This window comes from Mesonia sediminis (genome assembly GCF_042684705.1).
Classification (GTDB): Bacteria; Bacteroidota; Bacteroidia; order Flavobacteriales; family Flavobacteriaceae; genus Mesonia; species Mesonia sediminis.
The window spans coordinates 484348-499367 of sequence record NZ_JBHULZ010000041.1 but is presented as its reverse complement, the minus strand read 5'-3'; the positions used below and the strand labels follow the sequence as shown (position 1 = coordinate 499367).

Below are 15020 nucleotides of genomic sequence, written 5' to 3'. Positions count from 1 at the left end.
AGGGGGGGGAACATAATTTTAACTGTTTAAAATTTTAGGTTAATACCGAATAAGAAGTTTATAGTAGCCTGCGGATAATAACCAGCACCTTCCAGGGTCTCTAAACCGCTTGGAATATTGGTATTTTCAACCTCATAATTGAAGTAATAGCCGTTGGAAACATATTTTACATTAAAAATATTATTCACCAAACCAGTAAAAACTATTTCGTTAAAGAAAGGTGGTTTTTCCCAAACGTATTGCAAATTCAAATCGTTAATAAAGTAATCGTCTAATCGTGAAGCCTCACGCTCAAGATTACTCATATATTGTTCTCCTACATATTTACTCAACCAATTGATTTGAAGATTTTTTACCGGTGAAAACCGAATAGCATTAGCGGCCACTACACTAGGTGAAAATGCAATTTCTGTATTGCCAAAATTTTGCAGCTCACCATCAAAACGAGTTTTAAAATCTCTATTTTGATTCCTACTGATCGCCACATTAGGGTGAAGGCTTAATGTATTGGCAAGTTTGATACTAGCGTCTAACTCGATTCCTGCTCGGTAACTATCGCCTACGTTTTCTCTAACAGCTCCTCCCTCGGCATCAATTTCACCAGTTAAAACCAATTGGTTTTTATAATTCATGTAATAGAAATTAGCATTTAAAACAAGTTTTGGTGTTTGCCAACGCCATCCCCATTCAAAATCGTCTAAGCTTTCTGGCTCAACATCTGCATTGTTGAATAACGCATTTTCAAAATCTGAACGGCTTGGTTCTCTATGCGCTTTAGCATATGAAAAGTAAAGTTGATGGTCTTCAGCAGGTTGATAGGTAAGTCCGAATTTAGGGTTAAAGAAACTATATTGCTCATCAACACCTAAAGGAATACCCTCTTCGATTGCTCCATTTGTTTCATATCCGATCCATCGCCCTTGTAAATCGATATAAGTATTAAGCTTATTGCTTAGAGCGTATGAGATTTTGGTGTAAAGATTTGCATCGGTTTTAACCGCATCATTATCATAATAAGGCGCATAAGGTTCTTTATTTTGTGCAAATCGGGTATAAATAACTTCTCCAAAATGATCTCCTTCGTAACGGTTTGCCCCTCCACCTATAAGAGCATTAATCCTTTTAAAATTGTATTGTACACTAAAGGTTGTACCGTAAAAATGATTATCTAACCATTTGGTATTAATAAGATCTGAAGTTTCAACCAGTTCGCCATTAGCTGTAAAGCTTGGTAGATTATAGTCGTTTAAACTTGCATCTTCTTGAAATTCCTCATAATAACCTTTACCGCGCGTGTAGTGTAGCGCAAAATTTGATGACCATCTACTATCATAAGTCTGGTTCCACAACAGTTGGTAATGGTCTTGCCAGTAATTATCGGTTTGGTTATCATAATACTTTACCACTCCTTCATCTGTAGTGTATTCTCCTGCGGGGTTATATCGTCTATCCTCTTTTAACTGATTGGCATCTATGCCATACCATGCTTGGTAGGTCTTTTCTTTATTACCAAAAGTTATCGCTTTAATCTTGGTATTCTCATCAATAAAAGCGGCTTGCAAGAAATAAGAGCGCATCGAGCTACTGGCTCTATCAATGTAACCATCGCTCTCAAGGACCGAGGCTCTACCAGATATTTCCCAGTGTTGATTAAATAAACCGGTGCTAAAATTAAGGGTATGTTTATGGGTATTGAAAGACCCATAACTATTTGATAGCTCGGCATAGGCTTTTTCAGAAAAGTCTTTTGTAGCGATATTTATACTCGCACCAAAGGCACCTGCGCCATTTGTTGAGGTTCCTACACCACGTTGTAATTGCAAACTCTCGATAGAACTGGCCATATCGCTTAAGTTTACCCAAAAGCTCCCTTGGCTTTCGGCATCGTTATAAGGAATACCGTTAATGGTCACATTGGTTCTTGACGCATCGCTACCTCTAACCCGTAAAGAGGTATAACCAATACCAGCCCCCGCATCTGATGTCATAACCACTCCTGGCATATAACCCATTAACACTGGTATATCTTGTCCTAGATTTCGCTCATCTATTTCATCCTCCTCCAAATTGGTGTAAGCAATGGGCGTTTTATTGGTTGCTCTTAGGGCCTGAATAAATACCTCCTCTAAGTTCTCTTCTACCCCATCTAAGCTTATATTGAGCCGGGTATCTTTATTCAAAAACACCTCAACTTTTTTGGTATTGCCCGATGTTACCACTAAATTGTAGTTTCCCTTCTTTAATTTTAATCGGTATTTACCGTTTTGATCGCTTAGGGTTCCCATTTTTGTGCCTTCTATACTAATTTGAGCGTAAGGCACCGGTTTTTCATTTCTTGAGATTTCGCCAGCTAAAAAATAAGTTGCCTCTTGGGCAGAGACTATACTGGCAGAAATTAAACCAACTAAAAATAATACAATTCTCATTCGTAATTTTTTTTAAATACGAATAAAAGGGGCGATTATTCTTGGTAAATTATTAAACATAAAAAAACCTGCAATTCTTTTCGTCAAAAGAAAAACAGGAGTACACCTACAACAAAATGCTGCTAGCCGCATTTTCCCTTGGCAACATTACTTGCCCAGGTTCATTGGGTATGATCTCAGCCTTCTTCAAGGCACCCCTTAGAGATGCTGCGAAATTAATTCTTTTTTTGATTTTACCATAACTTTAAGGCACTTTTAAAAATTTGCATTTTATTTTTGATTATGCCTGAATCTACAAAGAAAAGAATTACCCTTAAAGTTAGCCTTGGCTATCTGTTACTTACTGTTTTTACAGCGGCATCTATTTACATAATTTACACTCAGGTAGTCGAATTAAATCAGGCAGGGAAAGAAAACACCAAAAATCAAGAGCGCCTATTGTTAATGAACAAAATGGTGACAAAAATTTATAATACCGAAGGAATCAGTCGGGCTATTATTCAAAATCAAGAGGCAGACAAGGTCGACTCTTTAGAAAGACAGCATGATTCTATACACTCGTTAATTGACCAATTAAAACAGGTATACCCCGATCGAGAAATAAAAATTGAATTAGACAGTCTCAACAAACTACTCATTCTTAAACAAGAGAATCTCCTAGAACTGCTAAAATTACGATCTCAAAACTCAAGTGTAAATTACTATGACAGAGTGCTCAATAATTTAAAAAAGGTAAATTATTTATTTGAGGAAGACAATTATGACAAGCTTTTTAAAGATCATAGTCCGCATGCGCGTAGGGCTCTTATAAAGTGGTTGGAATATGCAAAAGAAGACAACGCCCAGCGGCTAACCCAGCAAACAGCCGATTCGCTCATAACTTCGGTTAAAAAGGTATTGAGTTCTTTAGAGCGCGAAGAAAGACGCTACCAAACCGAAGTAATTGCTAAAGAGAATGCCCTTATAAAAAACGATCAAAAATTATCGGCGCAACTTCAGAAAATTAGGAATGAGATTGAACGAGAAGAACTACAACAATCTGTACAACAACTTCAAAATTCGCAACAAGCCATTAGTAAAACCACTTTAATTATAGGAGTATTAGGGGTGGCCTGTGTTTTTACTATTTTGTTATTTGTGATTTTAATTTCAAGAGACACCAGAAGCAGTTCTCGTTACCGAGAAGAACTCGAAAAAAGCAAACGATATGCCGAGTTTTTATTGAAACGCTATAAGCAGATTTTAGCCACTGTTACACATGATTTAAGGTCTCCACTAAATACTATTTTGGGTTATTCTGATTTGATTAATCAAGAACCGTTAACTGCGAGGCAAAAACACCAATTGGGGCAATTGCAAAAATCATCAGACTATATTTTACAAATGGTCAACAGGTTACTTGACCTCTCAAAGCTTGAAGCGGGAAAAATCGGTTTAGAAATTTTACCTTTCGTGCCTAAAAATTTGGTAGAAAACTGCATTAGCGCTGCGATACCTGCGCCAGCCAAAAATGCTGTTGAACTTGAAATTTCTTTTGGCGAACACACCGAGCTATCTTTCTTAAGTGACCCCTTTAGAATACAACAAGTGTTAACCAATCTCATCAACAACGCTTACAAATTTACTCATAAAGGTAAAATAGAAATAAAGACTAAATTACAACCGGTCACGCGTAAAAAATTCAATCTTTTTATAGAGGTAAGTGACACAGGAATTGGCATAGCCAAGAGCCAACAGGCAGAAATTTTTGAAGAATTTACACAAGCGAACAATAAAATTGAAAGCCAGTACGGTGGTTCAGGATTAGGATTAGCCATTACAAAAAAAATTATAAAACTCTTAAACGGGAATATTACCTTAACAAGTGAGCCCGGTGCTGGAAGTGTTTTTAAGATTGAAATACCGGTTCATCTAAATGAAGACCGAGTAAAAATCCGTAAAGACATTAAGGTACACAATGCTAAAGAAAAAAAGATTTTACTGGTTGATGATGAGCCCGGGCAACTCGAATATTTAAAGGCGATGTTAGAAAACTCCAACTTTAAATGTTTCACAGCCAACAACGGTAAAACCGCTTATAATTTGCTTCAAAATAGAAAGTTTGACTTGGTAATTACAGATATTCAAATGCCCGTCGCGAGCGGATTTGATTTGCTTAAAAAAATGAAAACTGATGCAATTTTAAAAAGCATTCCCATAATTGCTCTTACGGGTAATACACAGCTCAAAGAAGAGGATTATCTTATAAAGGGGTTTTCGGCTATGCTTATTAAACCTTATAAATTCCAAGAATTACTACTAGAGATAGCTCACGTCTTAAAACTAGAAACGCTCCAAAAGCAAAGCAGAATATCCACACCGATAAGTAAAGATAAATTGTTTACGATATCCGAAATACAAAATTTCACTTTGGGTGATAATCATGCCACAAAAAATATTATTAAAAGTTTCTTAGCAAGTTGCCAGCAAGGGGTAAAAGAGTTAAACCAAAGTGTAAAAACCAAGGATTTTCAAGCTGCAGGAAAAACGGCTCACAGGCTACTACCAATGCTAAAACAATTACAAGCCAGTAAATGCATTGAATCATTTGAGTTATTAGAAAAACAAGGACTCAAAAATCCAAGCCAACTAGATGAAGAGAACTTGATTAAGGCTATTGAAGAACTAAGCCTATTAATTAAAGCGTTGCAAAATTATTTAAATACGCCCCATTAATATTCAATATTGTACTGCTTTAATTTATTATAGAGCGTTTTGCGATCTATTTGTAACAGCCTTGCGGTTTTACTCTTATTTCCGCCCGTTTTAGCTAGCGTATCTTTAATTAACTGAACCTCATTTTTATTCTTGAATAACGAATAAGATTCTTGGGGTTCTGGCTTTACTAGAATTTCTTTTGGCAAATCTGTTTCCTCTATATAGTCGTTTTGTGCTATTAAGCTGGCTCGCTTTACACAATTTTGTAATTCGCGTAAATTTCCCGGCCAAGAATAGCCCTCCATTTTACTCATTGCTTCATCGGTAAAACCCAAAATTTGTTTATTTAAAATTTGGTTGGCTTGGCTTAAAAAGTGGTTTGCAAAGAGCACTAAATCTTCTTTTCGTTCCGCTAAAGCAGGAATTTGAATACTAAATTCGTTTAGGCGGTGATACAAATCTTCTCTAAAGTCACCGGCCGCAACAGCTTTATCTAAATTTTCATTTGTAGCGGCTATCACCCGAATATCCACTGGGATTTCAGTATGACTTCCTATAGGTTTTATTACTCTTTCTTGTAAAGCTCTAAGTAAATGAATTTGTAGTTCATAAGACAAGTTACCTATTTCATCTAAGAATAAGGTTCCGCCATTGGCAGCTTCAAAATGCCCTACCTTATCTTGAATAGCTCCGGTAAAAGAACCTTTCACGTGCCCAAAAAATTCGCTAACAGCTAATTCTTTGGGTATAGCACCGCAATCTACTGCAACAAAAGCCTTTTTACCACGTTTGCTTTTATGATGTATTTTTTTTGCTACATACTCTTTACCTGTACCGCTTTGGCCTACAATAAGCACTGAGAAATCTGTGGGAGCCACTAAATCTATATAATCTGCCAAAGTCTTTGCCTCTTTACTCACCCCTTGTACGTATTTCTGCTTTTGAGACTCTGAAATTAAAGCATCCGATTTCTTATGGGCTTTAGTTGTTTGTTTTATAGCACTTTTCTCAAATCCTTGCAACTCCTTGAGCGCGTTCTTTATGCTAGCAAGTAGTTTCTCGGGGTTAACAGGCTTAGCAATATAATCAAAGGCGCCACTTTTCATCACTTCAACCGCTTTACTCACTTCTGCATACCCCGTCATTAAAATCACTTTGGTTGACCAATTATTCTGTTGTACACGATCAAGCAATACCGTTCCTTGCTTTTCGGGTAAACGCACATCGGTAAGTAAAACATCAAATCTATTTTGATCTAGTTCTTTGTGGGCCTGTTCTGCACTTGTACAGGTAGTTACTTCAAAACCTTTTTTGGTTAAGAAGGTGGCCAACATTTGGCAAAATGCAAGATCATCTTCAACGATTAAAATTCGGTTCACAACACGTAGTTTTTTACAAATTTAGCCCAAACAACACCAACCCATTCTCAAATTTATCATAAAATAAGACCGCCTATCTAGGCGGTCTTCACTAACTGTACAAAACTAACCAATCTTAGCTTTCGCTATCAATTTTCTTTTTTCGGATAAATCCAATTTCCTTTTTCATCTAAATAAACTACTTGTTTCTCGTCTTTAGCATTTAATAGTTCTACCTTATAATCATTCTGCTTATTTACATAAATCTTAACCGATTTACTCTTTGCGAATCGTTCGGTAATTGAATGTAAAATTGTTTTTTTTACTTTACTCTTATGCAAATAAACAAAACCATCGCTTGAAACGCTTTCACTCTTATTAATGGTCTCAACTTTATCATTTTGTGAAAACCCTAAACTGATAGAACCTAGGCAAAAAGTAAGCAATATTAGTATTTTCTTCATGTAACGGTTTACTTTACTAATACTATAGAAAAAAGTATACCATTCACTTAAAAAGTCAGCTTTCGCCGAATATCTAATTATAATACCGAAATATAATCCTTTAAGATGATCACAGTGTGTAGAATTCCACACACAAGTGTGTAATTTTTCTACACTCCCCTAAATGAAAAATTCTACAAAGGAGGTTTCCTGTTTCGTTTCTTTTCTGAATGCAGGCGTTTATTTTGAAGTCTTTTTAATCGGGCTGCCTTTGTGGGAAGTGTTTTCTTTCGCTTTCGCGGAACTTTTAAGCTCTTTTTAAGCGTTTGAAGGAACTGCCGTATCACTAATTGTTTATTTTTAAACTGGCTTCGGCTCTCTGCGCATCGCATTTGTAAAACCCCATCTTTATTTAAATAAGAACTTAATTTTTGCGATAGCCGTTGTTTTTCTTCAGCTGTAAAACACTCCGAATTTGAAAGATCCCAGTATAAAATGATTTGCGAATGTGTTTTATTAGCATGCTGCCCCCCAGGGCCACCACTAAGGGTAGCCTTAAATTGTGTTTCGGCTATTATTTTATCTTCTTGCAAACCTATTGATGATTTGGCTTTAATAGGTCCAAAATTGTTTTTACAGGATTAAAGGTATTCACTGGTACCTCAACCATAATTGTATTCCAATAAGCCATAGCACCATTCCATAGCCCTGGTAACTCCAGTGCTTTAAATTCTTTCCCATTTTTAGATTTGATGGAAATAAAACATTCGTTTTCATTTCTAAAATGAGTTAATTCAAAGGCGTTACCCTTATAATTTTTAAGACCACAAACTAAGTCAACCGGATTAAAATGTGTTGATTTTTTTAATATAGCCAATTGGTTTTTATCTTTTTTATCTATTTGTGAAGACTCTACAATTTGTAAACTAGGTTGTTGGTTGTCGTGTTGCACCCAATACGGACCTCCACCTGGCTCTCCTTGATTTTTAACCATACCACAAATCCGTAAAGGCCGATTATAAAAATTAAAAATTGCCTGAGCACTATCAAAATTAATTTTTCTAAAAAAGTAGGTTTCGGCAATGCTATCAGCCTCCGTTGCTAAAGCTTCGTTAAAACCCTTTTTTTCTAACTCATTTAATAAGGAGAAAATTTTGTCTTGTACTTCAATCAGCAATCCGGCCAAAGCCTGTTTATAAGTAACATTCTCTTCAAGAATGCGTTTTGAACTTACATTATCTATGTTTTTAATAAAAACAATATCGGCATCTACATCATTAAGATTATCTAATAAAGCCCCGTGCCCACCAGGTCTTAAAATAAGCTGACCTTCTCTATCTCTTACTGGCTTATTTTCATGATCTACCGCTAAAGTATCGGTATGTCTTTTCTGATATGAAAAATCAATTTTAAGTTTTTTCTGATATGCCTCCTCCAAAACTTTAAGTTTTTCTTCTACCATTTTTTGAAATAAAGAAGCTTTGTTTTCTGAAATGGTAAAATGTAAAGCTACTTTTTCAAGAGGTTGGGTGTAGCAGGCTTCGACCAATTGCGCTTCAAAAGCGGTTACAACATTTTCTTGCTCTAAATGGAAAGGCACAAGAGCCTTAGGTAAGTCTACAACAGCATTTTCTTGAATAAGGGGTTGAAACAAGGCCTTTAAAAACAAGTAATTCTGTTGATTCTCATTTTGGTTCTCGTAATCTGCATTGTCATTTTTTAAAAAGGGCCTTAGTTGCTGATATATGGCCAGTTTGTTTTTATTTTCAAAGAAATCACACCACGAACTCCAAGATGATTCTTGAAGGGTATTGGCTAGCGTTTCAGAGCTACTAGATAGTTCATGCAACCTATATAAGTCTTTAAACATACGGGAAGCTGCGCCGCTAGCAGGAATAAAACTTAGACTTTTTCCTTGATAATTATGAAAGCTATTCTGCAAGCCGGCTATTTTCTCTGGAGGAAGAGATTTAATACCATTATTTACATTTGCAGGTTCGACCAACTTGACAGGCTCAACACCATTCTTAAACAAACGCATCTGGTTGGCTATAAGGTTTTGGTTTAAACCATGTTTTTCTAGTTGGGCTATATCTTTCTGAGAAAAATCAAAATTATTGATCATTGCTTAATAGTTTATCAATTTGCTTTTTTGCCAACTCTAAGCGTGTGTTTAAACTGCCAGAAAGTTGTGTATAAGGCAAATTATTTTTTTGCAAAGCCCGCTCAAAATGACTGAACATAGCTTGGCGTTCATTGGGTTTATCTCTTAAATCATCTGCTTCCCAAGGCACATCAATATCTGTAAGAAAATAATAAGTGTATTGATGTTTTTGCACCGCTTGCTCTAAGCGTTCATTTTTAAAGTTGTTGTAATACACTTGAGCATAGCAGTAAGTTTGCAATACATTGGTGTCACAAAATAACACTTTGTTCGCTAATACTGCAAGTTTATTTTCTAAATCTATTTGCCCAATGGCAATGGGTATAAGATCCTTTTCCTCACAAATAATACCAGAATCATCATATTTTCTTTGCAAATAGTCACGTGCAAACTCAGGCACCCATTGCGTTTGGTAGTGCTCTGCCAATTGCTTTGCTAAGGTGGTTTTACCTGTTGACTCTGGACCAAAAAACACTATTTTGATACAATTACTTGGTTGTTGTTGTAAATCTTTATCCATGAATAATATCCGTAAATCGCAATGATAGTAAATAATATGTACTGTACTGCAGCTATATTCAATCCTTTAAAAAAATACAAGGGTATCGAAACCAAATCACCAATAATCCAAAATATCCAATTTTCAATTTTGCGTTTGGCCATAAGCCACATGCCAACAAAAAATATTGCCGTGGTAAAAACATCCATATAAGAAATCCAGCCGTCCCACTTTTCAAATACAGTGTACACGCCTATAACAAATATAGCTGTAGCAATAAATAGGAGTATACCGTAGAAATGCTCTTTAAAATTGGCATGTTTTATTTTATGTAAAGTTTCTCCATTTTTTTTTCTTGACCAAAGATACCAGCCAAAGATACTCATGCTAAAGTAATATCCATTAATTAGCATATCACCTAGTAAACCGTAATGCCACAAGATGTATACAAAAATACTGGTGTTGATGATTCCTGTTGGATACACCCAAATATGATTTTCTTTAGAGTACCAAACCGATAAAAACCCGAACACTACGGCCACAAATTCAAGTAATATTAGATGCCAAGAAACACCAATATAAGGCTCAAAAAACCACTCCAACCAATTCATCGACTCTATTTTAAAATTCTTTGTTCAAATGCGGTTCCTACTACAACCATTCGGGCACCAGCTTTATAATATTCATTCGCCAAGCTAAGACTCTTAATACCGCCCCCAACCATTATTGGCAGATCTATTTCTTGTTTAAGTCTTTTAATAATATTAAAATCAACTGGTCTTTGCGCTCCACTACCTGCTTCGAGATAAATCAATTGCATTCCTAAAAATTTTGCCGCTAAACAAGTATCTACAATCAATTGAATCGAATCTTGTGGTATAGGTTGGGTTTGCGTCACTTCTCTAACGGCGGTTCTAGTTTCCCCGTCAATTAACAAATAGGCTGTAGGAATGACTTCGAGAGCATGTTTTCTTAAAAACGGTACAGCCTTTACATGTTGGTTAATTAAAAACTCTGGATTTCTTCCTGAAACCAAAGAAAGAAATAAAACTGCATCTACATTAGAGCTTAATTGTTTTTCATCACCAGGAAATAATATTACGGGTAAAGAAGTAAATAGCTTTATATTTTTACAAATCAAGTCGCTTTTTCCTGGCTCCACCCGGCTGCCTCCTACTAATATACAAGTTGTTTCTACCGGTAAGCTTTTTATTAATTTAGGTATATCATCCACCTCCTCTTTGTCTGGATCAATAAGAATTGCCAAACCCGCAGTAGATGTATTTAAAAACTTTAAAATTTTTTGGTTGTCAATTGAATTTTGCATTAGATGCTGGGTAATATATATGCACAAGTAAAACCTTCAAATTCCAAAAAAGCAGCCTCAAAGGTACTCTGCGCAAGATGACTCACCCTAGCCGTTGTTGATCCCGTATCAAAGTCGAAGTCCTCTACATAGATATGCTCTAAAAATCTTAACCCGGGTATGCTTAAAACTTTATATACCGATTCTTTAATCCCCCAAACAATTGTAAGTTTTCTAATTTTGGCTTCATCGTTAGCCAAGGTATGATACTCTTGTATAGGGGTAAACTTGTGTGCTATTCGCAATATTTTTTCTCGCTGCTTTTCAATATCTATACCAACTGGCCTGTCACTAATAATTATCCCTGTAAAGGTAAATGAATGAGTTATTGAAATATACTTACCATCTTTTAGGTGTGGCTTCCCAAATTCATCATAATACAAATCACAATCTTCGTAGCCTTCTAATGCTAACAGATGACGAATACTCATAAAACCACGTTGATGAATTTCAGACTTCATCGAGTCTAAACGTTTTTGGCAATGAGGCGTAAGCTTAATTGATTCACTCAAAAATGCTAAGGACTCTTCTATCTTCCAAATGAGCACTTTAGTGCGCTCATCAATTGTTATATTTTTATAAAGAGGCATCCTGTTCTTTGATTATTATGTATTTTTGCAAATGAATTGATAAATACAAATATAAGGATATGAGCACGAAAACAGTAGGTTATGTACCATATAAAGTAAAAGATATTAGCTTAGCCGATTGGGGGCGCAAAGAAATCGAGTTGGCTGAGGCCGAAATGCCAGGATTAATGGCATTACGCGAGGAGTACAAAGACCAACAACCTCTTAAAGGTGCAAGAATAGCAGGTTGCCTGCATATGACTATACAAACCGCAGTCTTAATTGAGACATTAGTGGCGCTTGGCGCGGAAGTTACTTGGAGTTCTTGTAATATTTTTTCTACCCAAGATCAAGCCGCAGCAGCAATTGCTCAAGCTGGGATTCCTGTATATGCTTGGAAAGGCATGAACGAGGAAGAGTTTGACTGGTGTATTGAACAAACATTGTTTTTTGGAGAAGATCGCAAGCCGTTAAATATGATTTTGGATGATGGCGGTGATTTAACCAATATGGTTTTAGATCGTTACCCAGAATTGGCCAAGGACATTAAAGGTCTTTCTGAAGAAACTACCACAGGAGTGCATCGTTTATACGAACGTATGAAAAACGGCACCCTGCCCATGCCAGCCATTAATGTAAATGACTCGGTAACAAAATCTAAGTTTGATAATAAATACGGCTGTAGAGAAAGTGCCGTAGATGCTATTCGAAGAGCTACAGACGTTATGCTTGCCGGAAAACGTGTAGTGGTATGCGGATATGGAGATGTAGGAAAAGGTACGGCCGCTTCATTTAGAGGAGCCGGATCGATAGTAACGGTAACCGAAATTGACCCTATTTGTGCGTTACAAGCAGCTATGGATGGTTTCGAAGTAAAACGCCTTGAAACGGTGTTACCGAAAGCCGATATTGTAATCACAACAACAGGCAACAAGGATATTGTTCGAGGTGAGCATTTTGAAGCCATGAAAGATAAAACTATTGTATGTAATATTGGTCATTTTGATAATGAAATAGATGTGGCTTGGTTAAATGAAAATCATGGAGAATCTAAAACCGAGATTAAACCGCAAGTTGACAAATACACGGTGAATGGAAATGATATCATACTTCTGGCAGAAGGTAGATTGGTAAATCTAGGTTGCGCAACCGGACACCCTAGTTTTGTAATGAGTAATTCGTTTACCAACCAAACTTTAGCTCAAATTGAATTGTGGAATCATAGCGATAAATATAAAAATGAAGTTTATATGCTTCCTAAACACTTGGACGAGAAAGTAGCCGCGCTACACTTAGAAAAAATTGGTGTTGAGCTAACTGATCTTTCTGAAGATCAAGCAAAATACATAGGAGTTGAAGTGAAAGGACCGTTTAAACCTGAATACTACCGCTATTAATACAAAAAATCATTTTAACAAAAAAGCCGCGCAAATGAGCGCGGCTTTTTTATTTGAAAAACTTTTCTTTTACTGATTAGAAACCAAAGCTTCATTATATTGAACCATTTTGCTATTAAGAATGGCCAATCCGTTTTCTGTGGTCGTCGCAGCGTTCATTTTAACGATTTCGCCTTCTGGCAAATAAACTACATAACTCCCTTCTTCAATAGCTGCGAGTTTAATCGCCTCTTCATCTTCTTGCTTTAAATTCCAAGATTGTTCTTCTGGTGAATAAAAGAAAGTGGCACTACGACCTTCATCCTTTCCGTCAAGAACATTAACTTTCATAGTGTTGGTAGTTGCAATTAATTCATACGTTACTCCTTCGTGAGTTATGATTTGCGATTCCATTTCACCAGGTTTCATGGCTATCGGATTTGAACCTGACCAGAATTCTATTACATTAAAAATAATTGCATCCCCTAAAAAGAACAAACCATAAACAGGAATAATATTTAGTCCCCAAAAAATAACATTATTAACATATTTATTATTTGTGGCTTGTTGATTCCAATCTTTCAACCCATTAAAAGCGCTGAAGGACCCTAAACAACTCGTACTTAAAATTGCGGCAGCTAGTGCCATGCTTACATAAACTCTTTTCATAATCAAATATTTTATTTAGAATTCTAAGTTAATTGGAAATTACGCTACCTCTAGGCATTTTAAAAAAAATATAACAAAAAAAACCTCTAACACTAGGTTAGAGGTTTTCTAAATTTATTCACGATATATTTCTAAGCTTCAAAAGGCTCTATAGAAACATATGATTTATTGTTTTTCTTCTTCGTAAATTTAACAATACCATCAATTTTTGCATGTAAAGTATGATCTTTACCTGCATAAACGTTTTCACCAGGATTGTGTGCCGTACCGCGTTGTCTAACGATAATATTACCAGCAACAGCTGCCTGCCCTCCAAAGATTTTAACTCCAAGACGTTTCGATTCTGACTCTCTACCGTTCTTCGAACTACCTACTCCTTTTTTATGTGCCATTTTACGTAAATTTTAAAATTAATACTTATTTGCTTAAAGCTTCAATAAGCTCAGCTTTCTTTAAAGAAGAGTAACCTTCAAGACCTTTTTCTTTGGCCATTTCTTTAAGCTCAGCTACTGTGTAACTACTTAAATCTTTATCTTCTTTAGATTTTGATTCGGCTTTAGCCTCTGCCTTTTTACCTCCTTTAAGCGAAATATCGTTAATAACGATCTCTGTCAATGCCTGACGGTGACCATTTTTCACACGATAACCTTTTCTTCGCTTCTTTTTGAATACAATTACTTTATCTCCTTTAAGATGTCTAGTAATCTTGGCTCCAACAAGAGCTCCTTCTATAGCCGGGGCGCCAACAGTAATATCATCACCATTACCAGCTAAAAGAACTTTATCGAAAGAGATCTCGTCTCCCTCTTCTCCTGCTATACGGTGAACAAACACTTTTTGGTCTTTTGCAACCTTAAATTGCTGCCCTGCTATCTCTACAATTGCGTACATAGCGTAAATTTATTTAATTAAAACGGATGCAAATATACGTCTATTTTTCTAATTCACAATATGCTCATGATTTTTTTTATACTCGTTTACAGGATGTTTCTTCGCATTCCATGAGTTTTTAAACAACTGCATAAAAGTTAAGGTAACTACTAAAGTCGTAGCAAAACCCATTATCGCTACAATGAATAAAAGCAGTGCAAAATTATTAATCAATTTTATATCCATTAGTTCTAAAAAGTCAGGCTGCAAATGCGTAGCATACACACCAAAAAATAAAGTAAACAGAATACTGGCGATGAATCCCGAAGTTATACCTGCAGTAAAACCATCTTGATAATTAAATTCAGATTCGATATTGCGCTTGTAAGCTCGAATACAAAGAAAAATACCAGCACTAGTAATCACCGCATTAAAAAAACTAAAAGCCGGGTAAACATGCAACCCGAAAAGAGCTAGGATTAGAAAATAAGCACTTAGCATTACAGCTATCCCAAAGCCGTAAATTATAGGAATATTTTGTTTTCTCATAATCATAATTTTTGTTTCACTAAATTTAATTAAA

15 protein-coding genes are annotated in these 15020 nt (G+C 35.9%); 2 read left to right on the top strand and 13 right to left on the bottom strand.

The genetic code is table 11. The features are described from left to right. Positions 1 to 26 precede the first annotated feature (26 nt). Entirely contained in the window at positions 27 to 2426 is a 2400-nt protein-coding gene (locus tag ACFSQ0_RS10330) for a TonB-dependent receptor (RefSeq protein ID WP_379047871.1), read from the bottom strand. Between the two features lie 282 nt (positions 2427 to 2708). Between ACFSQ0_RS10330 and ACFSQ0_RS10325 the strand changes: the two genes are divergently transcribed. After that, positions 2709 to 5141, top strand: a complete 2433-nt coding sequence (locus ACFSQ0_RS10325; protein ID WP_379047869.1) for a hybrid sensor histidine kinase/response regulator — start codon at positions 2709 to 2711, stop codon at positions 5139 to 5141. Here ACFSQ0_RS10325 and ACFSQ0_RS10320 read toward each other — a convergent pair. The 8 genes from ACFSQ0_RS10320 to ACFSQ0_RS10285 all read right to left on the bottom strand — a co-directional run bounded on the left by ACFSQ0_RS10320 (position 5138) and on the right by ACFSQ0_RS10285 (position 11543). Next, positions 5138 to 6502: a sigma-54-dependent transcriptional regulator gene (locus tag ACFSQ0_RS10320; RefSeq protein WP_379047865.1), complete on the bottom strand. Its 1365-nt coding sequence runs from the start codon at positions 6500 to 6502 to the stop codon at positions 5138 to 5140. The two genes, ACFSQ0_RS10325 and ACFSQ0_RS10320, sit on opposite strands and share 4 nt — an antisense overlap. 128 nt (positions 6503 to 6630) lie before the next feature. Further along, complete coding sequence (locus ACFSQ0_RS10315) at positions 6631 to 6945, bottom strand: hypothetical protein (RefSeq protein WP_379047862.1); 315 nt, start codon at positions 6943 to 6945, stop codon at positions 6631 to 6633. Between the two features lie 173 nt (positions 6946 to 7118). Further along, entirely contained in the window at positions 7119 to 7517 is a 399-nt protein-coding gene (locus tag ACFSQ0_RS10310) for an aminoacyl-tRNA hydrolase (protein ID WP_379047859.1), read from the bottom strand. 2 nt (positions 7518 to 7519) lie between these two features. Beyond that, positions 7520 to 9049, bottom strand: a complete 1530-nt coding sequence (locus ACFSQ0_RS10305) for a DUF4301 family protein (protein WP_379047856.1) — start codon at positions 9047 to 9049, stop codon at positions 7520 to 7522. Further along, positions 9039 to 9608, bottom strand: coding sequence for an AAA family ATPase (locus ACFSQ0_RS10300; protein WP_379047853.1), 570 nt, complete (start codon positions 9606 to 9608; stop codon positions 9039 to 9041). The genes ACFSQ0_RS10305 and ACFSQ0_RS10300 overlap by 11 nt, the downstream gene beginning before the upstream one ends. Further along, positions 9563 to 10198, bottom strand: coding sequence for a nicotinamide riboside transporter PnuC (pnuC, locus tag ACFSQ0_RS10295; RefSeq protein ID WP_379047850.1), 636 nt, complete (start codon positions 10196 to 10198; stop codon positions 9563 to 9565). The genes ACFSQ0_RS10300 and pnuC overlap by 46 nt, the downstream gene beginning before the upstream one ends. A 5-nt stretch (positions 10199 to 10203) precedes the next feature. Next, complete coding sequence (locus ACFSQ0_RS10290; protein WP_379047847.1) at positions 10204 to 10914, bottom strand: geranylgeranylglyceryl/heptaprenylglyceryl phosphate synthase; 711 nt, start codon at positions 10912 to 10914, stop codon at positions 10204 to 10206. Beyond that, complete coding sequence (locus ACFSQ0_RS10285; protein WP_379047845.1) at positions 10914 to 11543, bottom strand: 4'-phosphopantetheinyl transferase superfamily protein; 630 nt, start codon at positions 11541 to 11543, stop codon at positions 10914 to 10916. The genes ACFSQ0_RS10290 and ACFSQ0_RS10285 overlap by 1 nt, the downstream gene beginning before the upstream one ends. A gap of 59 nt (positions 11544 to 11602) precedes the next feature. Between ACFSQ0_RS10285 and ahcY the strand changes: the two genes are divergently transcribed. Beyond that, on the top strand, positions 11603 to 12919 hold the full coding sequence (ahcY, locus tag ACFSQ0_RS10280) for an adenosylhomocysteinase (protein WP_379047842.1): 1317 nt from the start codon (positions 11603 to 11605) through the stop codon (positions 12917 to 12919). A 69-nt stretch (positions 12920 to 12988) separates the two neighbouring features. On the opposite strand, the gene ACFSQ0_RS10275 is transcribed toward ahcY, so the two are convergent. From ACFSQ0_RS10275 to ACFSQ0_RS10260, 4 genes are all read right to left on the bottom strand, one after another. Further along, positions 12989 to 13567, bottom strand: a complete 579-nt coding sequence (locus ACFSQ0_RS10275; RefSeq protein WP_379047839.1) for a DUF3332 domain-containing protein — start codon at positions 13565 to 13567, stop codon at positions 12989 to 12991. Positions 13568 to 13698: 131 nt separating this feature from the next. Next, complete coding sequence (rpmA, locus tag ACFSQ0_RS10270) at positions 13699 to 13959, bottom strand: 50S ribosomal protein L27 (protein ID WP_379047838.1); 261 nt, start codon at positions 13957 to 13959, stop codon at positions 13699 to 13701. 25 nt (positions 13960 to 13984) lie between these two features. Next, positions 13985 to 14458, bottom strand: a complete 474-nt coding sequence (gene rplU / locus ACFSQ0_RS10265; RefSeq protein WP_379047835.1) for a 50S ribosomal protein L21 — start codon at positions 14456 to 14458, stop codon at positions 13985 to 13987. Between the two features lie 48 nt (positions 14459 to 14506). Further along, the gene (locus ACFSQ0_RS10260) at positions 14507 to 14986 is read right to left on the bottom strand and encodes a DUF4199 domain-containing protein (RefSeq protein ID WP_379047832.1); all 480 of its coding nucleotides are present in this window, start codon (positions 14984 to 14986) and stop codon (positions 14507 to 14509) included. Between the last annotated feature and the right edge of the window lie 34 nt (positions 14987 to 15020).